The sequence below is a fragment of the Pseudomonas sp. WS 5021 genome, assembly GCF_012985535.1.
Taxonomy (GTDB): domain Bacteria; phylum Pseudomonadota; class Gammaproteobacteria; order Pseudomonadales; family Pseudomonadaceae; genus Aquipseudomonas.
This window is the reverse complement of the sequence record NZ_JAAQWP010000001.1, coordinates 776,626-797,822: the sequence shown is the minus strand read 5'-3', so window position 1 is coordinate 797,822 and position 21,197 is coordinate 776,626. Positions and strand designations below refer to the sequence as shown.

Annotated in this window: 16 protein-coding genes; 5 read left to right on the top strand and 11 right to left on the bottom strand. The window is 51.0% G+C overall.

From position 1 onward, the window contains the following. Positions 1 to 64: 64 nt before the first annotated feature. Genes brxC through HBO19_RS03655 form a run of 5 tightly spaced genes read right to left on the bottom strand, consistent with a single transcriptional unit; the run spans position 65 to position 6,346 of the window. Positions 65 to 3,742: a BREX system P-loop protein BrxC gene (gene brxC / locus HBO19_RS03675; protein WP_262386226.1), complete on the bottom strand. Its 3,678-nt coding sequence runs from the start codon at positions 3,740 to 3,742 to the stop codon at positions 65 to 67. Positions 3,743 to 3,747: 5 nt separating this feature from the next. Then, positions 3,748 to 4,326, bottom strand: a complete 579-nt coding sequence (locus HBO19_RS03670; protein WP_170056912.1) for a DUF1788 domain-containing protein — start codon at positions 4,324 to 4,326, stop codon at positions 3,748 to 3,750. Next, on the bottom strand, positions 4,317 to 5,069 hold the full coding sequence (locus HBO19_RS03665) for a DUF1819 family protein (protein WP_170056911.1): 753 nt from the start codon (positions 5,067 to 5,069) through the stop codon (positions 4,317 to 4,319). Before HBO19_RS03665 ends, HBO19_RS03670 begins: the two co-directional genes overlap by 10 nt. After that, a complete protein-coding gene (locus tag HBO19_RS03660; RefSeq protein ID WP_170056910.1) occupies positions 5,029 to 6,081 on the bottom strand; it encodes an ADP-ribosylglycohydrolase family protein in 1,053 nt (350 codons plus the stop codon). Before HBO19_RS03660 ends, HBO19_RS03665 begins: the two co-directional genes overlap by 41 nt. Before the next feature lie 10 nt (positions 6,082 to 6,091). Continuing rightward, on the bottom strand, positions 6,092 to 6,346 hold the full coding sequence (locus HBO19_RS03655) for a hypothetical protein (protein WP_170056909.1): 255 nt from the start codon (positions 6,344 to 6,346) through the stop codon (positions 6,092 to 6,094). 120 nt (positions 6,347 to 6,466) lie between these two features. Here HBO19_RS03655 and HBO19_RS03650 point away from each other — a divergent pair, with 120 nt between their 5' ends. Then, positions 6,467 to 7,339, top strand: a complete 873-nt coding sequence (locus HBO19_RS03650; protein WP_122696453.1) for a WYL domain-containing protein — start codon at positions 6,467 to 6,469, stop codon at positions 7,337 to 7,339. A 168-nt stretch (positions 7,340 to 7,507) separates the two neighbouring features. Here HBO19_RS03650 and HBO19_RS03645 read toward each other — a convergent pair whose 3' ends face one another. From HBO19_RS03645 to HBO19_RS03620, 6 genes are all read right to left on the bottom strand, one after another. After that, positions 7,508 to 8,695 (bottom strand): hypothetical protein, encoded by a 1,188-nt coding sequence (locus HBO19_RS03645; RefSeq protein WP_170056908.1) that lies wholly within the window; start codon positions 8,693 to 8,695, stop codon positions 7,508 to 7,510. A gap of 192 nt (positions 8,696 to 8,887) precedes the next feature. Next, entirely contained in the window at positions 8,888 to 9,886 is a 999-nt protein-coding gene (locus tag HBO19_RS03640; RefSeq protein ID WP_170056907.1) for a hypothetical protein, read from the bottom strand. Beyond that, positions 9,886 to 11,451, bottom strand: a complete 1,566-nt coding sequence (locus tag HBO19_RS03635; protein WP_262386225.1) for a hypothetical protein — start codon at positions 11,449 to 11,451, stop codon at positions 9,886 to 9,888. Before HBO19_RS03635 ends, HBO19_RS03640 begins: the two co-directional genes overlap by 1 nt. A gap of 432 nt (positions 11,452 to 11,883) precedes the next feature. Continuing rightward, positions 11,884 to 12,678, bottom strand: a complete 795-nt coding sequence (locus HBO19_RS03630) for an NYN domain-containing protein (protein WP_170056906.1) — start codon at positions 12,676 to 12,678, stop codon at positions 11,884 to 11,886. A 96-nt stretch (positions 12,679 to 12,774) separates the two neighbouring features. Further along, positions 12,775 to 14,646 (bottom strand): hypothetical protein, encoded by a 1,872-nt coding sequence (locus HBO19_RS03625; protein WP_170056905.1) that lies wholly within the window; start codon positions 14,644 to 14,646, stop codon positions 12,775 to 12,777. Positions 14,647 to 14,900: 254 nt separating this feature from the next. Then, on the bottom strand, positions 14,901 to 16,229 hold the full coding sequence (locus HBO19_RS03620; RefSeq protein ID WP_170056904.1) for a hypothetical protein: 1,329 nt from the start codon (positions 16,227 to 16,229) through the stop codon (positions 14,901 to 14,903). A gap of 1,531 nt (positions 16,230 to 17,760) precedes the next feature. Between HBO19_RS03620 and HBO19_RS03615 the strand changes: the two genes are divergently transcribed. The 4 genes from HBO19_RS03615 (at position 17,761) to HBO19_RS03600 (ending at position 20,724) form a co-directional block, all read left to right on the top strand. Further along, positions 17,761 to 18,153: a hypothetical protein gene (locus HBO19_RS03615; RefSeq protein WP_073638102.1), complete on the top strand. Its 393-nt coding sequence runs from the start codon at positions 17,761 to 17,763 to the stop codon at positions 18,151 to 18,153. 32 nt (positions 18,154 to 18,185) lie between these two features. Further along, positions 18,186 to 19,565, top strand: a complete 1,380-nt coding sequence (locus tag HBO19_RS03610; RefSeq protein ID WP_170056903.1) for a relaxase/mobilization nuclease domain-containing protein — start codon at positions 18,186 to 18,188, stop codon at positions 19,563 to 19,565. Positions 19,566 to 19,655: 90 nt separating this feature from the next. Further along, a complete protein-coding gene (locus tag HBO19_RS03605; RefSeq protein ID WP_170056902.1) occupies positions 19,656 to 20,345 on the top strand; it encodes a hypothetical protein in 690 nt (229 codons plus the stop codon). 136 nt (positions 20,346 to 20,481) lie between these two features. Next, entirely contained in the window at positions 20,482 to 20,724 is a 243-nt protein-coding gene (locus HBO19_RS03600; protein WP_170056901.1) for a hypothetical protein, read from the top strand. The last annotated feature ends 473 nt before the right edge of the window (positions 20,725 to 21,197 follow it).

Here is a 21,197-nt window from a genome sequence, read left to right as displayed (position 1 = left end):
CCGACTAAAAAAAACGACGGCTATGCCCCCACAGCCGCCATTTCTGTTTGTGAACCGAAACTCCTTAGCGAATTTCCACACGCTGGTTGTCAGCCACAGCTTCTTCCAGCTCCTTACGCAGCTTGGCAAGAAAGTTATCGATGTCGACCTGAGTCTCGATGTAGCCAGAACCAGCAAGCAGCTGAGCATCGATGATCCGACGCTTTTTGATCGGTACAGTTGGTGCCACTACTGCCGCTGGAGAGTTATTAACCGGGGCGGTTGGTTCAGCCACAATCAAATCTGGCGAACCGCTATCCGATACTGGAGGTTTAGGGGCCGGTTCGTTGGCAGCCCTTTGGGCTTTAGCAGCGGCTTGCTCTGCCAACTGCTGTAGATGGTCCAGTGCCACATCGGCAAGCTCTCTGGCTTCTTCCTGCATTTGGCTGATGTGAGCCAAACTTCGCTGCTTAGCGATGCGCTGACGAAGGGTTTGCAGTGGCAGCAAACTGTGGTTTCGTTGATCCGGACTGGCAAGCAACGCGTCCAACTCAACGCTGACCTTAGCTATGTACTTCTCAACCCAGGAGTCGGCGCGATCATGGGCTTCCAGGAGGAAGCCGTCGTTGACTTGGGTCGCCGCCTGAATCAGCCCTTCGCCTTCACGAATCAGGTTGTACGGCGCTTTGGCACTCAAGATTTCGTCAATACGCGCCAAAGCACGGGCCGCCTTTCCGTCCTTCTCCAGCTTCGGCCGATTGGGCTGAAAATCTAACTGTGCGGAACGCAACTTGTCCCAGGCCGTTTTCTGGCTGCTGTAGAAGTTATCCAGATCGCCGTAGCTATCGGAGAGATCGAGCAACAGGTTGCGCTCTTTGAGGAACAATTGGATGGCGTCGAAGCTATCGGGAGCAGCCTTAAGCTTACCAATCAGTTTGAGGCCAAGATCGATTTCGTACAAACCGGGATACTGGCCGTTTTGTGCCAGAACACGCCATTGCTTAAGCTCGCCCTCCCATTTGGTGAGACTGCTTTGCAGGTGATCGTAGAGGGTATCCTCACCGTCCGGGGCAATCTTCTGAAACACGTCCTTGAACTGCTGGCGGGCCTTTTGCAGCTCGCCTGAGCCTACCTGCTGGCGCCTCTGAATTTCGGTGGTGCGCCAGCGAGCAGGCGTGGAGATTTCGCTCCAGATTTGCTGCGAAGCCAAGGGGCCGCCATTGCCGACCAGGCTGACTTCACCTTTGAGCAGCAGGCGTACGATAAGCAGCACCGTTTCCCACTCTGGCCAGCCATATGGACGTCGACCGTAATGACTTTCCGCGAGGTCATGCAGGACGATCCGACGTGATTGCGAGGCCAGCAATTCGATGTGCTGGCTAACTTCTTTGAGCGCACGCGGATTAGCTTCGCCAGTACTCTCCAGGCCGAGGCCTGGCGTCAGTGGCGCGGCCAACAGAGCCTGAATTTCCTTCTGCGGGTCGCTGCTCAAGTGTTGGATATAGCCAAGTTTGCTGAAGGTGTTACGGACGAGATAATCAAGCGCTTCCTCCGCAAGCATCGGTGCACTGGAGGCCTTGGTTTCCAGCTTGTTACCCGCAACGTAAACCTCCGCCTCACGCAGCAGGCGATCTACACTGGCGCTCAACCGCTGACGGCGCTGGCGGTTTTCTTCGGCACGGTCCTGAAGGATACGTTTAGTGTTGTGCGGCAACGTACCGTCGTTCTTGCGGGTTATAAACTTGTCGGTTTGCAGGTACAGGCGTAATTCACGTGCCAAATCGCGTTCATCATCAAGGCGCAATAGCACACTGCCCTCCCCCTGACTAGATTCGAGAATGCAGCGCTGCTCGCTCCAGGTATCTCGATCATCCACCAAGGGGCTTATGACCGAGATCAGCAGATCGCCATCGACGCGGTTACCCAGGGGATGCAGATCGCATTGGCGATTGAGACCAAAATCTTTGCCATTGTCTGAAAAGCGAAACTTACGCTGACCACGCAGGGACTCATCGAACAGCAATTGCCCCAATTCACGGGCTTCGTCTGCGCTGGTGAGATCAACTTCTTTGATCTCACGGCTGATGTCACGTTCTTCGTTGGTCAGAAAAAAGAAGTCATCACCATTGCGACTGACCAAAGTTTCCTTTTCCAGACGTTGGAGGCTGTCTTCGATCTGTTTGCGCAGGGCTTGGCGATCGGCGTCGATCTCATCAATAAACAATGTGATCAGGTTATCGACGTTGCCCTTGATCTCATCGACATAGCGGATGAGGAACAGCGTTTTCAACACCGAAGTGTCGAAGTCTTGCAGGCTGAGGTTCCCGGCGGCGTTGTCGATAGTCGACTTCACCACGCCCTCAAGGAAGCCTTCGATGGACGGGTAGAAGCGGTAAAGGGGCACCAGGACACCTAGGGTGCTCTCCCCGACAGCCTTGGCCGCAGACTGGAAAGCATCTAGCAACGAGCGCTCGCCCCGGGCCAGGTGAGTGCCGGTGGCGCCGGCCTTGCGAATGCTTTCAAAGATGCGTTGCACCAGTTGGAACTGATACGGCACGAAAGGATAGACGGCGGCGAAGTTGTCTTCGTCCGTAAAGGCCTTATAAGTGCGCCCGGTGTTGGTGAAACTGAGCTGATTGCGCAGGATGTCAGCTTTCTCGCGATATATCTTGCGTAGGGCATCCTTAGGCTCAGGATCTTTATCAAGTAGGCGACGCTGAATGACCTCATCAACGTTGCCACTGGACAGCGACAGGCGGGTTTTAAAGCGGCCCTGAATTTTGGAGAAGTCGTTAGCCTTGGAGGCGCGGACCTCACCAAGTACCGCATCGATATCCTCTTGCGATGTGACCAACACCCAGGCACGACCACCACAGACCGTGCCGAGGTTTTCGGTAATGGTTTGCAGGCTGAGCATCAGGTGGGTGTCCTGGCCGATGAACTGGCCGACTTCGTCCACCAGGAACACAATGCGTTGATCCTTACCTCGCTTGTCAAGGTAGTCGTTCACCCATCTGGCGAAGCTCTCGACATTGAGGTTGAAATCGTTTTCAAAGCGTTCTACCCAGGCATCAGCATCCTTGATCTCTTGACCGAGAGTTTGGGACAAGGCTGCTGCAAGTGCATCAACTTGGAAGTGATAGGCGTCACGCTCTTCTTCCCAAGAGGAACCAGAAGCCTCGGCGAAAGCCTCCTTGAAGGCTAAAAACTTGCCTTGGTCATCTAAATAACGCTCCATATGCGCAATATGTGGATGATCGCCGCAGAAGCCCAATCGTTCGTTGAAAACCTTAAGGAAAACGCGAAGGATCGCATCACGACCGTCACCGCTGTCAGCCTTACTGTCGATATTGAACAGCAGCACATCGGTATCAGCGGCAATGGCGCGCTTTATGTCGGCGGCGAGCATTGGATCGGCAATTTTGCGCTCGAAAAAATCTATGGCCTGCCGAGTGACCCCGTCCCGGGCAACCTGCTTGTTCTCCAGAAGGTAAGACAAGATTTTCAAAAAGTGTGACTTACCCGAACCGAAGAAACCCGATATCCACACTCCCACCCGTCCGGAAGCATCCTGCGGGTTGTCCAGAGCTGCCAAGTAGCTTTCAAAGAAGCTACGCAGGTGTTGATCCAACTCACGGGTGATGACGTACTCATCAAGTTCTTGCCAGACGGACTCAGCATCGTCTTGGTCAGCCTTGATCACGCCATTGATTGAACGGTGAATGGACCGGGTAAACAGATTCTTAATTTGCAAGGTAGACATCCTTTTCAGCTCACCAGACGGAAAGCACGGTAATAGGGTTTCTCGCCCAGTTGACAGAAAAGCTGGAGAGATTGACCGTCGTAGCGGCCCGGATAGAACAACACCAAAGGAGTCTGCCCCATGAAGGGCTGGAGATTGTTCAGAAGGTTGTGAGTACGAACCAGCGGATAGGCACTGCCAACACCGGTGATCAATAGCATGCTGTATTCATTAGGCGGATAGCGATCAACCAGCTCTTGGGCGACCTTGCCAGCATCCAATGGTGCCTTAAGAGCCTTATGCAAAGCCTTATCTCCTTTCTGGGCTTGCAGGTCGATAGACTTTGCCAACAACCTGCGGCCGTTTAGCATGTCAAGCACTAGCTCGAACAAATTGATAGAGGCAACCTTGAGTTCAGGGCGACGCCTGGTGATCGCTCCTTCTAGAAACTTCACGTGCTCTCGCACGGTCACCTCATCCTGAGGCGGATAGTCGAAGGCATAGAACGGCACCTCGTTACCTAGGCCCTGACCACCAAGAAAGTCATCGGAGGTAAGCCGGTCGAGGATCTTGTTGAGGCGTTCATCGAGATTATTCACGGACATACCTGAAGACAATCGAGCACGTACTGCTCATTGTGTTTATCTAAGACGCGGAGCACAGCAGGCTCGATGTGCTGACTACGCAAGCGCAAGCTACGAGTGTCCTCAAGGAATCCGGCCTCAGCCAACATACGCATGGCATTTTGCCTTAATTTAACCCGGGTCGAATCACTGAAGGTAGATCCGTTTATTTGCACGTGAAGGCGGTCCTCCAAGAAAGCTTCCCAATGACGAAGCTCAAGGTGCGTAGAAAAACGGCGAAATTGATCCCGGACAACGGTGCGGAGGAAATCACCTAGCAGTGGAGAAAGCTTCACGGTAGCTGCAAGCACGGCCTGAGTAGCTACTGGGAGACTCTCGTCTCGCACAAGCACCCACAGATCGGGATGCATAGTCTCCAAACGTGAGCGTGCTGTGCTCGCATACGTCACAGCGGTCTTGGCCGTACGCTTCTGCAATACGTTTAACTCGACTATCTGCCTCTGCCATTCCTGCTTGCTAACTTCCTGCAACAGCAGTGCGGCCACGATGCGGGATTCAGGGACGATCAGGGAGCACCGAGTGAAGCTGTTGAGGGATTGACTGCTCATAAATGGTGTTAATTCTGCGATTGCAACAAGAACCGTATTTTGACGGTCGCGGGCAAGCAGCGCCAGCACGAAGGCGAAAGCGTCTGCAAAAAATGATCCCCAACTCAACCGCGCCTCAAGCACCTGGATACTCCGCCTCAATTCCGGCATCACCATCACCACCGTATCCTGAGTATTCTCGCGGCAGCCGGTAGATGTCGTGTGCCACTTTTTCAATCACGCTGCGTAATTCCAGCTGCCCGAGCCAGCGAACTGGAATTGCCGCGACACCATATTGAATCCCCAACAAATGCCCGGTAATGAGCCCGGTGCTGTCGCTATCACCGCTGTGGTTTACAGCACTGATGACCCCTTGCTCGAAAGATGTCGCGGTTAGCGCGCACCAAATACCGATAGCCAACGCTTGCTCAGCGATCCAGCCCCCCCCGAACTCATCAATGCGTTCAGGAGTTGGGAAGTAGCCTTCATAAAAGAAAAACAGCACGCGTTCTAGGGCAACACGCGACTCCTCCATGCCAGGCTTATCACCGTGGACTGCCAAGCTTTCTGTCAACGCATGCTCAAGCCTGACCTGCTGATCGGCCATACGCTGAAGAATGTCGGCGAACAATCCAGCAGCCAAGTAGCCCGTTGGATGGCCATGTGTTAAGCGGCCGGATTCAGCGGCATACTCGAACGCATTGCCAAAGAAAGCACAGGGGGCGACACGCATCACAGCGCCGCAGCCTTTGCTGGTGTTTTGCGCGAGAAAACCGAAGCCTTGACTAGCTTTAAGCGCACTGATGCACGTGTTGCCTGGAGCACGCCGTGACCACAAATCGCGCTCTTGGACCAACCATCCATCGAGGCTAACGTTCGTGCCGGGCTGATGGTCTTGAGTCATCAGCCACCGTAATAGGGAGTGATGAATGACACTGGGTACATGGCAGATACCCCGAGAGCTTCCGCGAACGTAAGCACGCAGCAAGCCCTCAGCAGTGAAGAGCATCATTTGTGTGTCGTCTGTAATGGCGCCTGTGATCCCGTAAGCCGGCGTGAAATCGACAATGCCGTCCGGGCCAAACTTCGAGCGAATTGCGGGCCATTCAAGGAATTCAACAGGAGCACCCAGCGCATCCCCTACTGCGCCACCCAACAGGCAGCCTTTGATTCGTTCAAGTCGATTCATCTATCTGTCCTTACGCTGCGGGGATCAAGGCTTGCACAAGAAAAAGCTTTCTTTGCAGCTGGTCCACATGCGCCTTCTCGGCACGTAAGGCTGACTTCAATTCGAGGTTTTCAGACTCCCAAATCTGCATCCACTTGGCAGTTTGCCTGCAATCTCGGACCATCTGAAAAATCTCGGACAGCTTCCTGTACTGGATAACCAGCACCAGTAAAATGAAGCTCATCGCTAGCAAAGCCCCTGTCAAAAATACACCTGACGACATCATTTCCTTATCCCTCTCATGAGTTCGGTTGACACCAAAGACAGCCGAAGGATATGTAGTGTTTCAAGACAGGTATAGAATGTAGACTTATACAGGTAAACAATTCACGCACATGGAGGGCCTATGAAACGCAAACACGACATCAATCAGGTTCGCTGGGACCTGGCACTTCGCTATCGCTTGATCGAGACGGTGGTCTGGTGGGAAGGTCGGCTGACCACGGGACACCTGATCCAAAGCTTCGGCATCAGCCGTCAGCAGGCATCGAAAGACATCAATACCTACATGTCTGAGCATGCGCCTAAAAACCTTACATATGACAAGCAGCTGAAGGGTTACGTACCCAGCAAAAACTTCAAACCTCTCTTCATCGATGACAGCGCCAGTGCCTACCTTCACCTCCTGAACCAAACGCATACCCGCGCACCGCATGTTGAAGGTTTAGCGCTGGCCTATGCGCACACTATGGTTCTGGAGGTGCCGGACCGGACAATTCGTCCAGAAGTTCTGCGCCCATTGCTCAAGGCATGCCGAGATGGCGAAGTAATTGACATCGAGTACGTTTCTCTAGCTAACCCGAACCCAGAAACCCGCCTTATAGCGCCGCACACGCTGATCTACACCGGTATGCGGTGGCATGTGCGGGCCTATTGCGAGAAAAACCGTGAATACCGAGACTTCGTACTCAGTCGTCTGCGTGGGCAACCCGAATTTGAGCGTAAAACCGAAAACGTTATAGCCGACGATGAGGACTGGAACACAACGGTGGCCGTTATCATTGAACCTGATTCAAGGCTTAAGCCAGAACAGAAGGCGATCATAGAAGCTGACTTCGGTATGGTGGACGGTGTCCTACTCATTCAGACCCGCCGCGCACTGGTCAAGTATGTGTTGCAACGCTTCCAAATCGATCCGAAAAAGCTCGACCCTAAGGCATCTGCGCAGCAGATTGTGGTGAGGAACTTGGACGAGCTGAAACCTTGGCTATATGAGTAAATTCGTCGCCTAAACCGCACGTCTTGCCTATGGGTCCATTCCGCGAAGCGGGCCCTTTGTCGTCAAGAGACGCCAGCAGGAAAGGAGCCAGCCTCCGCCCTTTTGAAGGTCAGAGAATGGCTAAATTGAGCGAAGCTTTAACGAACCGATTGTTGATGCCTGGCGCTCTCAATAACCGATATCCGAAAAATCCTTGCACTGGAAACCATCTTTATAGCTCTTCATGCCATACGGTGAACCAGCACGCTTTTTCACGCACTCGCCCACCGCGTCCAACTTGACATAGGGCTCCCTGTTGACCGGGTGGGGTGTACGCTTCCCCGTCCAGTGCATACAGCTGGCGCACAGATGGTTGGTAGTCATGGAGCTGATTTTGCGGTGTTTCAGCATAAACGTGCCGAGATCTAATTTCTTGCCCTCTTGATTACGACCACGTGGCTGGCTGTCTTCGTGTTCGTTACGTTTCCGGCGACTTCGGCGACCGCCTTTTTTTGAGATTGTCGCCGGTACGCGGTTCACCAAATTCCAAAATGTGAATAAGCCGCCGACTCCCATTATCATTATGCATATCAACTTCAAAAGCGTGACGTACCAGCTCGACTCACTCTCTTTTTTAGCAAGCGGTATCACTACCGCATCCTGAGTGCGGACTCGCTGTGATGCTATCGGAGCCCAGGTTTGCTCGGCCACTGAACGGAACACCTGAGGCTGGTACAGTGCTTTGCTGGCATCACCGTTGCGGGCACTAATTTCCGATGAGCAAGTATCCACATTAGAATCGAATGCGGACCGACTAATGCGCGATGCGCTCAACTGTGATATGGCGGTTTCCAGACATCGGGTGAACTGTGCCAGCTCGGCGCTATGGAGTGACGCTAGCGACGAGCCACTGACCGTGGTGTAAGGCACCTTTGTCGCTGGATACCAACTGAAAGGCTCCTCGTTAAGCTCCGAAAAACGAGCGTCGAGGTCGCTGGCGACCCGCTTAAACGAATAGGCAGTCAATGGGTTTGCGGCTTGGAATAGCTCGTTAAGCTTTCTGGACAACAACTGCGTTCGCAACGCCTTATCAAAGTCGATCCACTGTTTTCGTGACTGCTCGTAGATACGACTTTGAGCGCGACTGAAGGTGACTGACACATAATCGCCATCACGCAGCGAGCGCACCGCTGGATTATTCGCCCGACACCCTGCAATGGTCCCAGCCTGCCAACGGTTGGTAGCGTAGAAGTCCTGAATGCACCGGATATAGCCATCGACATCGGCGGGGGCTTCTTCGATAGGAGGCGGGGCGGCATATCCTTCAGTAGAAAGGGTTAAGAGGCCGACCGTGAGCAAGGTGATAAGCGCATTCATACTTCAGGGTCCACCATAGAAACTTGGAAGGCTGTGGCTAAAGCCTCTGCATAGACCCGTTTATAAAAGAACACGAACTAATAACAAAGGCCTGGCCGTGATCACTGTCGGCCTGATGAGTTCGTACTGACCTAAGCAATGGCCAATACACACGTCTTTAGCATAGACCGAAGGAAAGACAGTACTACAACTCTAAAGCACCCCCACGAACCGCAAGCCCGTGACACCTACACTAATCACCGCAACAGTACTGGCGGCATATATTCCCCGCATCGCTTTAGCCTGCCCCGCCTGCAAAACATTGATGGCTACTGAGGTTCTCTCTGTTTGAGCTTCCAGCGCTTGGCTAAGCGAGTGGATTTCCAGCACGCGTTGTTGATCAAGGCGCTGACCGTCCTCCAAAGCAAGGAGGATCTGTTTGATGGCCACGTCCTGGCTTTGGTCCACCGTCGATTTTTCCTCCAATAGTTTGTCGATGGAAGCCAGTCGGTCTGCTTTGCTAGCGAGTAGCTTGTCTATGGACGACAAGCGTTCGGATTTTGTCTCAAGCAGCTTGTCGATAGACGCTAGGCGTTCGGTTTTCGACTCCAAAACAGATTGGATTTGGCCGATATCCTTACTCTGCTTGGCTACCACTGCGGTCTTATGGGTCAGGACACTTTTGATGTTATCGATGTCTTGGCGACTCTGCTGGACGACTTCGGCCTTAGCGATAAAGTCATTTTTTAGGTTGTCGATGTCCTGCTTGTTTAGATCAATCCGGGTCTGGGTGGATTTGGAGCCTTCGGCGATCTTGCAGAAAATATCGTGTGCCTTGCCTGCGAATTGCTGTCCGGTTTCGGAAAGCTCTTGGAAGCGACCTTCGCTGTCGGTCCAGCCGCTCTTGGCGCGCTGTTCCAGCTCACCGATCACCGCTGCTAGAAACGAATAGCTCATAGTGTTGAGCGTAATGATTTCTTGAATCAAGCCAAGCATCAGCTCGTTAATCTTATTCTGCGACTTGGAAATGTCGACCAGATCGGTCTTTGAGCTAGCGAACATACTTTTGATCATGCCGCGCTGTTCGATAGCTCCGGTTTTATTGGTCGACTCGGAGATGCTTCGTTCGATGTCCTTGATCACATTAAGCAGATCGGAGGCGATCCCCGCCGGTGTCATTTCCTTCTTAACGACAAGTTCGTGAGTACTCATTAAAACAGCTCCAGTAGATCGTCCAGGCTATCAACCGCTTTGCGGTAATCAGCGGCTTTAGTGGTGGTCACGGCCTTCATCGCCTGGACTTCGAACCAGTCCTCGGCGAAGGTAACACGTAACATTTCGGTGGTAACGATGACATGCCGATAGGCACTGTCGAGCATGAACATTGACTGTTTGATTTTTAGAAGCCCGACTGCTTGTCCACGGTGGACATCGGCGAGTTGTTTGTTCTGAAAGGCAAAGGAGTCCCGCAGACGGTCGAAGGCCATAACGGTGAAGAGTGTCAGCGCGCCAGTGACAACTCCGGTAATAACCGGGGCAATGGTCGCGGCAAAGGGCAGTAGAACCGGTATAGCTTCAAGTGCTTTCTGAATCACTTCTTCTAGGGCGATACCCACACAAAGCGCAATCGAAGACGCCAGGATCTTGGCAACCTCGACAGCGATATCTTTAGACTCTGTGCCCGGCGGCGGCGCCATAATCAACTTAACTGCGCGGACGACTGAAAGTACGGCTTCGCGAATCATCCGCACCAGATTTTTCGCCGTAGTGATGAAAGAGTTGATGATCAACGTCACAAATGTCGACAGAAAACCGCTGATCCCGGCACTCGCCCCCTCTTTCAGGTAGTCCGCCCACTTCAGCTTTATCCGCTCGTAGGTCGCCTGGATGCGCTCCTTGACGAGTTGCATAAGTGGCTTGGCCTCGGCGAGTCCTTTGCTCACAAGATAGCGAACATCTTGGACTAGCCCGTCGATCAGGTCCTTGAGCAGCAGACCGAGGATCTGCCTGATCACCAACTTGCCCGACGCCTTGGCACCCTCGACCAAAAACTCGCCGGATTGCTTACTAAAAAGCGCCCGGTTCTGGGTGCTGCCCACTGCCTTGGTTGCTTTCTTGTACTTGTCGAGGAGGGTCTGCTCATCCACTTCAAAGTATTCGGCGTTGGTTTTGCTCGGATCTTTACTACTAGGTAAAGCAGCCCACTCCAACAGATCCTTCTCCCCCTTGGAGCAGTTCATGTTGAATGCAGTCAACACTACGTTGTCATCAAGGGTGGCGGTCATAACTCGCTCTTCGCGGGTTTGCCCAAGCTGTCCTTTTGCCGAGCGCTCGATGCTGCTGGCACTGATGACATGATCACGAGCGTCCATGCGAGGCCCCTCAGGAATTTCGCTCGCAACTTTGTAGCCATCATAGAACTTGCCATCCGCACTGCGCATGTCGTCATGCGCAGCATTCAGCGCAGCGTCATAGTCCTTGCGTTCGAAGCTCTTTTCGTTTGCTTGTTTCCAGGAAGCATGGCGAGCATCATCGGCATCGTTCGCGGCAATGCCTTTCTCAAAATTCTGCAACGTTGTTATCGCACCGCCATCGCGGTCATCGAACATCGCTCTGGTCAGTCCAAATGGCCCCATGAGCTGGTCAATCATCATGTTCTGGAACTCGTCGACGAAACGAGTCTGCTGCTGGTGCTGGGGGGCGTCGTTGATCTCTTCGATCAAGGACTGAATCTGATCATCGATTACAACTACCAGATCGCCGGAAATCGGTTGCATACCATTGCCTCAAGTGCCGTGGCCAGGCGAATTGAATCGCAAGGCGGTCCAGTGGATACGCGTCTAGGATCAGTGGAATGAGGTCTAAGGCTCTCCTTCCATGGATGCAGGTTTCAGCAGTAATCAGGATTTAACGGCAGCACTTGCAAGATCTTTAGCTCGCATTAAATTTGAAACGATGCCCAAAAATGCGTCGACCGGGCGGGCTGTAGGCCCTACGTGGTGGTGAGAAGCCCTCTCTAAGTCCTCTCCATCCTATCCGTCCGGCCAATTCATCTGCCAAACCCGAAAAGCCAGGACATGGTGTGCACTTAAATGGACACCATCGCCCTTATGGCTGGGATCGGGTAGGTGAGTTCGCCGGACGCTTACTCTGCATCTAGATATAGGATTTGCGGGCTAGGCGTACCATCCGTGACCTATGGACGCGAGTTATCCACCTGCGATAGCACCCCGCCGTTTATGCCGAATCTGGGGATGATTATTCACCCGTTTCATTTCAAATAGATCAATTGCTGTCAGTAGATCTACGAGTCGTGGATAGCCGTAATTTCGAGCATCGAAGGATGCCTGGTTGCCTATCCGACTCCCAACTACACTCAATTGCGCCCACCCGTCTTCATTCTCAGCGTACGCCACGGCATTACGGAGAAGATTCAAGAGCTTCGTGTCTCCTTTCAACTCGTTCGCAGTCTTCCTGACGAGGGCGCCGGACTGAACCGCGCTATCTGAAATCGCTTTTTTCCCCGCTAACGCAGCTGCTGATACCTGCTGATCGTCGCTCATCAGATATTGGTCAAAATACAAGAATCTGGAGCATGCGTTTACAAAGGGCTCCGGCGCCTTCCTCTCACCGAAGCCCACAACCTGTTTGCCCTCGGCTCGAAGCCTCATGACCAGAGGCGTGAAATCGCAATCAGAGGACACGAGACAGAAAACATCCACGGGTTTGTTGAATAGTACGTCCATTGCATCCACCGCCATGGCCATATCCGTAGCATTCTTACCCTTCACCAAATCAAACTGTTGCACTGGCTGAATAGCGTGTTCATGAAGGACCTTGCCCCACGGATCCAGGGAGGGACTTTTCCAGTTTCCGTAGGCACGTCGGATGGAAACGGAACCATAAGATGCAAGCTCCGCCAGGACGCTACCAAGCTTTTTACTTGGGGCGTTGTCTGCGTCAATGAACATCGCGACGTTCAAGTTCTGTGGTTGATTGGTCATGAAAAAATCCCTTTAATTTCAGAATGAAGGCCGCCGTCGATATAAGGCAGACGATCCGTATTACTGGCCGGTCTCGTATCTACATAACAAAGATGATTACGCATCGGCATTGGCCACGTAGCACAACCGAAAGCCCACTTTGGCACCTTTGTAGCTCATGCTGCTGTGAACAGGGCATAACGCTCGCTCAACTCCTCCCCCCCTAATACTTTGGTGGGTTGCCGCGCAGCCTGCGGGGGCTTGCTGATGGCGGTGATCCGCAAGCCACTCAGCAAATCCCGCCGTCGAAAGAAACGGCAGGCCTTCCCTATTGTTTACCCAGTTCAGACTGGCGCCGAATCGCATGACACCGTCCACACGCTCTACATCGCTAGAGTTCGCACCCAGTTCTCCATCACTACCGACGACGCCCCACCCCATCTGCTCATAGATAGGGTCATTCGGACGCTCACCCGATTTCACCATAAAACTGCGGACAGTGTTGATGGCTCGAAAGTTGATAGATGGCGGTGGAGTGATTTGGCGCCACTCCTCGATGGTCAAAAGACGGACTGGCAATCCACTGAGTTTCTCAAAGTCACGGCAATACGCCACAGCATCGAGCCATGTTAGGGCTATGGGAAGTTCGTCTAGGTCACACGAGTTTAGAGCCTCCAGATCATCAAATTGGTCAAAGTGAGCCAGATGTGCCTTTTCTGCACGCAAGCTACACCAACCGGTTCGCGAGCTAAATGCCTGGAATTCGGTAATCGTTATCAGCGGCGACACCATCAAACAGCGCTCATTGATACGATGCGCGAAAAAATCGCCGTTAACACGACCCGAGGGCTGGCGAGGCATTTGAAAACCCTGCGCAGCTACTAGTTCACGCTCAATCAATGCCTGGTACCCAGGCCAATTGGCCGCAGTACCACCGTTAGAGTAATGCCGAGACTCGGCGTCGTGCTCTAACCGCTCACGCCAGATTGCTGTCGAGTAATACAGATGCCCCAACAGCTTGCCGTGGTCCATTGCTGTCGGAATTTCACCCTGCACGAAGAAAGGGTGCAGCGAATTCGTCGAAAGTACCTTATCGCGCTGGTCACGTATCACCCAGTCGAAGGCGCCATCCTGCCCTTTCAGGAAAATCAGATTTACGTTGCCAGGAACCGGTATCACCTCGACCCAGCCTGCGCCGCTGCTCTCGATCTCCGCACGGAACAGTCGAAACAGACAAAGGTCCCACTCCCGGTCGCTCTCAGTCGTGTTGTAAACCCGCATCACTGGATCGCCAGTCGATGGCTGCATGAGATTGCTACCCAGCAAGTTGAACATACCGTCGACGTGCTCCCTGACGGCGTTGAGCATGAGCATCCGCCCAGTCAAATCGAGGTAACTCAGTGCGCTTTTTTCGCTCATATGTACGGCGCGAAGCACCACCTGTTCACTGTACTGCTCACAGAATTTGTACCGCTGCTTGTCGTTAGCGAAATATTTTCCGGCAAGCGTATCGATATCGATTCGACCGTAACCGGATGCGGCAAACAATGGTGATCCCACGCCGGTAAACATCCGTTGAGGGACGTCTATCCCCGAGTTGAACAATCTGTCGGCCACCTGTTGAGCAGCAAGAGGTGTGAAGGCTGGTGTCGCCCATTTGATGAGATCAACGGGACGCGTCATTCCGTGCTCGTTTAGCAGGGCAATGATTTTGGGCTGCTCAACCGTAAGCCATTGGTCATAGCTTTTCGCACCGAGCGCCTTAGCGAGAGAGTCCAGCAGAGCAGTTGGTTTGAGGGAACGTTTTTTAGACGGTTTGTCAACGCGCGGGAGGTGCTGCTGACGCAATCTGTTAACAGCATCACGCAGATGGGCCTGATGCAGTCCACCAATACGGATCGACCATTTGCGATTTACATCAGACGGAGCGTCACCTGGGCGATCAGCCAAAAGGTAGGTTTCACGGGTAGCGCGAAGAAATTCTAGCATCGATTTTATCTCTCCAAAAACCACGGCACACAGCACCGCATCGCCCCAGGCAACAGGGAATGGTCAAAAAGGATTTGGAGAGAGAAGGTCATGAAAACCTTTAGAGCCGATCAATCAAGGAGGCGACTTCTTGACCGTGGTTGCTCTGGTACCACACACCATCGAGGTGATGGTGCGTAGTGTAAGGCGCACGGTAGAGGTTTTTCAATAGCATCCCACGCATGTGGGGTCCGCAGGGCAGATTCAATGCCCGCCTATCGCAACCGGAAACACGCAATGTCTACAGCCGATCCTTTACTCGCTTGCAGGGGCCTGTAGGAAGCAAAATCCGTGGTCACTTCAGTATGTGGATGACGATATCCCCGGTGATCGGGATTGGAACTAAACACGCTGAACATAGGCTGTATTTTATCGGCTAAACCGGCATGCCAGTTTGCTCTAGCCCCATGGTGCATGACTTGTAGGAGCGAGAGACCACTCACGCGGTGAGCCCCCAGAAAAGCCTCCATGCTATCAAACCGTAGTGGTGTATTGAGGTAACCATCACCGGTATAGAGCACGCCGCTTTTGCGTATCGAAATTGGCATACTCCATAGCCTCCGAGGGGGCAATGGCCTGCCTACTTCCGAACCCCAGGCCCGCATTTTGCCTAGTTTCGATCCTATGGGGCCACCGTAAAGAAACAGCGAGATGAGGTTCTGATTCTCTTTCTGGCCCTTAAAGCTGAATTCTTTCCCATAAAGGTCCTTTAATTCCTTCAAGGCACGGGTAGTAACAGCTTTTACGCTACCCAGCAGTTTGCCGCGAAGATGTGAAACGCGATCACGAAATATTCGAGAAGCAATCGGCGCCAACTGCGCATCGTTGTATGGCAAAAACTCCCAACACCCCGCAATCAGGAGCCCTGTACCGTAGGTAAGGAATGCTACGTTCGTCCGTCTCCCTGCTGCCCGCACCATATTTTCGCAATCAGATCTTTTGTCATCCACATTACTCAGACCGTTCAAATCCTCGGTTTCAACCTTCACGGGGATAGAACCTGAATCTTGAAAATCCGCATCCCTATCGTTTACCACTGGTAGTTGTAGTGGTCGTCGAGGTGGACCGTCTTGTTCTGGGGGCGGCTCATCGATAGAAGAATTGCCTGATACAAACAAAATACGTTTGACGTTAGCCTCAGGAACCGCAGCGATGAATGCAACCGGATTCACCAAAAATCTAGTCAATCGTGAACTGTGCGCCCGGTGGGCGTGAAAACCGATAACAAGCCGCTGCCACAAGGGTACGTACGGTAGCAAAAGATCACCGACATCGAAGCGTTCCAGCAGCTTCACGAGACCGCTGATGTGATCCGAATCGAAATGGGAGATGGTCACTAGGTCAAGGTAGGGCCGCCGCCCTCCGGGCGTCTGAATGATGTGAGCCAAGTCGCTGAGCGAGCTTTCGAGATAGTGCTGCGCCGAATCAATTCCACAATCGTAGACCCAATTGAAATCACTACCGCCAGACTTCGGAAGCGGGCAAATGCTCCCCGAACTGAACAACCCCTGGCCCACACCGTGAAACCTAACCCGGACTTCCATATCCCATCTCATTACGTTTGAAATCCTGTCTCAATGCAGAAAATGGCAAGATCATAGGGTAACTGCGTGCAGGCCTGCATTGGTAGCGAAAAGCCAGATACTTAGTAAACACCTCCACCTCTACCTTCTTGTCTTCCGAAACCGAATAGATAACCCCCCCTGTCGAAGCAGGCTACCCCCACCTACCACCTTGGTGATGACCAATCTTGAGTTGAGAAACTGGAGTTGGTGAATATTCACCAATGGTGCTACCGTCAGAATGCAGTTCTGATCAGTTTGATAACGGGATAATCGGGAAGTGGAGCGCAAGGACGGATCTTTTCTCTCTTCACACGATGCTCAGCGGCGACGCACAATTCGACCTAGTTACCTAATACGCTAGCGAAACTCCTCAGAAGAATAATTCGCCGTTGGCTGCAATTTAATTGCGTGATCACGCCCGCTCCCTGAATTCTAAATGGCTTTGCACCATATGTGTTGGCGAGGACGAGCATAGGCGAGCTAAGAGATGCCTGCCACAAAGTCATTACGTGACTCGCTTCGACCATTAACAGAGCGCCCTAGAAACGTCCCAATCTCTGCATGCTTTCTTACTAAGGGTTCATCGCGGGTGTGGCTGTGAGAAGCAAAATAATGCATTCTGACGTTACGATGCGAAGCCACTCTCGGCTGTACGATTGGAGAGTTTGTTGGAAACTACGGCGATGCAAGCTGAATCCCGACCGCTGCGCGAAAATACCCAGCGAGGGGCGGTCGTTACCAGTGCCCTTTCTATCAAATGACCGACTGGGCGCCAGCTACGGCCAAGTATGATTAACAAAAATTATGAACTCCCGGTGTTTGAAATTAAATTTCGCTGACCAATCGCCAGCGAAACTACCAGTCTTCCCCGGTGCCAGCCATCTATTAAAGCAACAGGATTGTTGCAATTCAATATTAGCACAGTTTGTCTACCCGATACTTAATCTAAACCCTTGAAATATTTTTCACTTTTTTTTTAAAAATCTACCAATTGCCCCCCTATTACTCAATCCGGCCGCTGGGTATATTCCGCGTAGCGGGCCACGACACTCCGAGCTTGCTTATAAAACTTCAATTAAAAAAAAGAAGACTCGATTTTTGCCCGAAGCCAACAAACAATAATAGCCATCGACATCCACCAACCCATTTAAATTGTGAAGTCTCAACCTAATAGTCCAAGCCAGTAGAAAAAAGTACGAGATTGCCACAGCTAAAACACTTCAAACAACAGGAACCTACTTAGCAAAAAGATAAACACAACCCTAATCCTCACAACACTCGCAAGCAACCGTAGCAAGGACCAATCCCGTCGAAACTACCCAATGATCGCATTATATATAAAAACCCAAAAGCGAATCACCACAGTCCTGAAATTTAAATGTATAATTAGATAAAGATATTTTCAGCAAGCTATGTTTCAAGCTTCAAAAATAAATTTTTGGCACATGAAACGGCTAGTGCTCAAAATCTTCGATTTCTGCGCTTTTATAATAACAACAAGAGAAAAAGCATGATCATCGACCTAACCAAGAAACAAAGTGGCCGACCAAGAAAGCCGGACATGGAAAAAGCATCGCGACGCATAACAATGCATCTCAATGAAAGGGAATTCAAGCAAGTTCAGTTCAAGGCCGAAACTGGCAAATACAAAAGCCTTTCTCGGTTCATCAAGGATTATACATTAGACAAATTAGAAAGAAACACAGGGTACGAGCGATATATAATTCACGAAATTGAGTCTCGAAATGATTACATAGAAAACTTGCTAAACAAAATTGAAGGCTTGAGGCTACTTAGCCAAAACGCTCGACTTCCCGCTGAGCTAACCATCAGTTTATCAGAGCTTGAACACCTTGCATCAAAAGGAAAAACGTTTAAACCTGCCACCCCGAAACTCCTCTAAATTACCAATAATAACAATAATGGGCACATGTCATGATTTACAAAAAAGCTCACACATTCCGATCTTGCGAAACTCTGATACGCTACATATTCGCGGCAAATTCTAAAGAGATCGACAAACGACCGCTCATCGAGTACCTCGGTGGAAGTGTACTGAGTGGCTCCCCGTACAAAGGATACAGAGGCGATATTAGAATCGTCGACACCAGAGAGTTAGAAGAAGAGTTCAATATACAAATGCAACGCTATAAGGGCAGCGGGGAAAAGCTTATAGAACATCATGTGCTATCTCTCCCCGCCCAGGACTGGCTCACACATACTAAGTTTGAATCACTCACGCAGGAGTTCTTGAAGGATATGGGCGTGGATAATAGCATGATGTGGGTTGCAGCGCGCCATAACGATACTGACCATAGCCATGTCCATATCGCGCTTTGCCGAGTACAGTTACGATTCGACGAGAGTGGCTTAGCATCCCATTATGGACTTTTGGCCAACAACAACGATTTCGAGCGTGGTATGGAGGTAGTACGAACCCTAGAGCATAAGTATGAGTTAACGCCAACTCTTTCCCCTGGCGAGAATATAAATAACAAAAACCAAGCATCGATCATTCGTGCCATTGCTAAAAGCATTCTCTCTAGTCACATTGAAACGGTAAGTGACTTCGTACATGCAATGGCAAAACGCGGCGTGCAGATGAAACCCGTCCTCAGCACAATAGGAGAAATCAAAGGTCTCAGCTATAAGCTTAACTCTGAGGACGGCCGATGGATGAGCGGAAGTAAGATCATGTCAACAGTGCTAACGTTCGGGGCCCTGTGTGGAAGACTAAACTACTCCCCAGTTCGCGACGAAGCCACCCTAGGGCTCGGTGCGAACCCTACGCTTCCAGCAGTATCAAAGTTTGAGCGAGACGTCAAAACTGTAGGCGTAGGCATGATGACCTCTGTAACATCTCTGTCGAATCAAGCTCGCGAATTCATTAATCGAAACAATCGAGAAGGTGTAATATCTATAGAAACCGATAACGATTATAAAATTGGCTTCATATTTAACTTTAACTTTATGCCCGCAACCCGCCCCACTGGCAAAAACGAGATGAAGACCTGGGAAAGCATTGTCAACCTTGGCACCAAAAACATGCTACGCCTTTTGCAAAAGCATTTTCAGACGCCGACATTCAAAATTTTCTTACTACCACCGACCAATATCAAGCCATCAGGTACCATCTCGATTCAAAACCTGACCATAGAAAACCTAGAGGAGAAACTGAATAAGACTCAAATGTATTTTCGCGATAACGGCCTTGTTGAAGCCTTGAATGAAATAGGATTACTAATACACCCACAACGTTTACTCCCCATCGAAAAAGCACAATTTCAAACCCACAGTGCAACTCACGGAAATTGAAAACAATACTTTCAAACAGAAAAATTAACTCTAACTTCAAACGCATATGTTATAATTGAAAAATAAAAAATCAATAAAAAAGGCACGCGCATGTACATAAAACTCACCCAAAATTGCGATCGCTGCATAGTTCTAAAAACCGTTAGCTCAAGCATTGTGGCTTATGACGAAAAAAGCAACCTCATAAAAGGAGCCAGGAAAAACTCTACGGTTAAAATTGCTGAATTTAGTCACGAACAAAAAATCGAGCACTTCGAAATACCTCCTGAAGACGCCGAGAGATTCACAAATTGGCGAGAAGAGCAAATTCGCCGCATACATATTTCGCTTTTAGCCAACGCTTCCGAGGGGATGCACGGCGGTATACCTCAAGCCAAAACTAAATCAACGATGGGTAAATCTGAAATTAAGATCGGTGAGTTTAGCGGAGTGATACTAGGTGGAGTTTTAATAAACCCGAATACTCAACTCACTCCGGAACTCGATCTAGACAGAGAAGGCCTCGAAAATGTTTTGATTGCAACGAACGAAGTAAAGTCTGACCTATTGAACATATGCAAACGCATACTATATACGATTCAAACCAGCGGAAAAAAATATTGTAGCGCCGAGGATGCCCGAGAGATGCTTGTAGCTCACTCTGCGCTTGGCTGTGCATTAGATAGCCGGGGTATAGGGTATGTCATCAAAAAAGATGACTCTGCACAAATCCCTTCCCCCGCCGACCAAGGGACTACCCTGTTCAATAAAATCAAAAAAGAGGTGCAGTTGATCAGGTGATCCGCTAAGTTGTGATCAGACGTCACTTCAGTATTTAGTCGATATGCAGCTGATCAAGCAGTCTGGGCCTACAGACCTGATATCATCCAAAACCCGAGACGACCCTTGGGTTGTCATCTGACGGAGCTAACCTGAAATGGGAAATCAGATTGATCAGGACGCTAAGAATGGTCCGGAACGTCCAGATGGGTTCGATACCTGCGCTTACCTGAAGGCCAAAAACCAGGATGAGCTGGCTGAGCATCGCGTAATATCGGCAGCAAAAATTGAAGGCTTATCTCGAAAGGAGCGCGAGGCTTTTGAAAAGCGATTCGGTGATGCAGCAAAAAAAATTGCGGATCAATTTGGTCGAAGCCGTCGTTATGTCCCCCCCCAATGAAGAACCTCGTTAGTGCATATACTTAAGCTAGGGTTACTTGAGCTTGCTCAGGATTACCGTGAGCGATAGTGTAAAACTCAGACACGCGTCGAGATCAGGCATTCATTCGAATAATAAAACGCCAGTTGATTACGTACGATCACGCGGTCGCCGGTTGATAAAACGCGGCTCAGTTGACCACGCTGCTAGTTTTGGCGAATCTGCGGACCGGCCGAAAAAATCTAATGAGCATGGTGAGTTCTGCGGCTAAACCGGGCGGACGAGAGGGCATGAGTTCATTACACGGCTTATCGGTTTTCCAGGATCTAGCGTGCGTGACGGGATAACTCAACTTACAGCGGCTAAACGGCAAGTTAATCGAAGGCCCCTATCCGAGCAATATCCGCTCTTCTATACACTGCCGCTCTAAGCCGTATTATGCCGAGCAATCGTGCAACCTCCATAGCAGGTTCAGGCCCATCGATGATGGGTGG

What these genes read in the sequence shown, in the direction of transcription:
- HBO19_RS03665 (WP_170056911.1), bottom strand. Translation starts at nt 5,069, where the DNA reads ATGGTGATGCCGGAATTGAGGCGGAGTATCCAGGTGCTTGAGGCGCGG.
- HBO19_RS03640 (WP_170056907.1), bottom strand. Translation starts at nt 9,886, where the DNA reads ATGAGTACTCACGAACTTGTCGTTAAGAAGGAAATGACACCGGCGGGG.
- HBO19_RS03650 (WP_122696453.1), top strand. Translation starts at nt 6,467, where the DNA reads ATGAAACGCAAACACGACATCAATCAGGTTCGCTGGGACCTGGCACTT.
- HBO19_RS03600 (WP_170056901.1), top strand. Translation starts at nt 20,482, where the DNA reads ATGGGAAATCAGATTGATCAGGACGCTAAGAATGGTCCGGAACGTCCA.
- HBO19_RS03625 (WP_170056905.1), bottom strand. Translation starts at nt 14,646, where the DNA reads ATGCTAGAATTTCTTCGCGCTACCCGTGAAACCTACCTTTTGGCTGAT.
- HBO19_RS03610 (WP_170056903.1), top strand. Translation starts at nt 18,186, where the DNA reads ATGATTTACAAAAAAGCTCACACATTCCGATCTTGCGAAACTCTGATA.
- HBO19_RS03670 (WP_170056912.1), bottom strand. Translation starts at nt 4,326, where the DNA reads ATGTCCGTGAATAATCTCGATGAACGCCTCAACAAGATCCTCGACCGG.
- brxC (WP_262386226.1), bottom strand. Translation starts at nt 3,742, where the DNA reads ATGTCTACCTTGCAAATTAAGAATCTGTTTACCCGGTCCATTCACCGT.
- HBO19_RS03630 (WP_170056906.1), bottom strand. Translation starts at nt 12,678, where the DNA reads ATGACCAATCAACCACAGAACTTGAACGTCGCGATGTTCATTGACGCA.
- HBO19_RS03655 (WP_170056909.1), bottom strand. Translation starts at nt 6,346, where the DNA reads ATGATGTCGTCAGGTGTATTTTTGACAGGGGCTTTGCTAGCGATGAGC.
- HBO19_RS03635 (WP_262386225.1), bottom strand. Translation starts at nt 11,451, where the DNA reads ATGCAACCGATTTCCGGCGATCTGGTAGTTGTAATCGATGATCAGATT.
- HBO19_RS03645 (WP_170056908.1), bottom strand. Translation starts at nt 8,695, where the DNA reads ATGAATGCGCTTATCACCTTGCTCACGGTCGGCCTCTTAACCCTTTCT.
- HBO19_RS03605 (WP_170056902.1), top strand. Translation starts at nt 19,656, where the DNA reads ATGTACATAAAACTCACCCAAAATTGCGATCGCTGCATAGTTCTAAAA.
- HBO19_RS03660 (WP_170056910.1), bottom strand. Translation starts at nt 6,081, where the DNA reads ATGAATCGACTTGAACGAATCAAAGGCTGCCTGTTGGGTGGCGCAGTA.
- HBO19_RS03620 (WP_170056904.1), bottom strand. Translation starts at nt 16,229, where the DNA reads ATGGAAGTCCGGGTTAGGTTTCACGGTGTGGGCCAGGGGTTGTTCAGT.
- HBO19_RS03615 (WP_073638102.1), top strand. Translation starts at nt 17,761, where the DNA reads ATGATCATCGACCTAACCAAGAAACAAAGTGGCCGACCAAGAAAGCCG.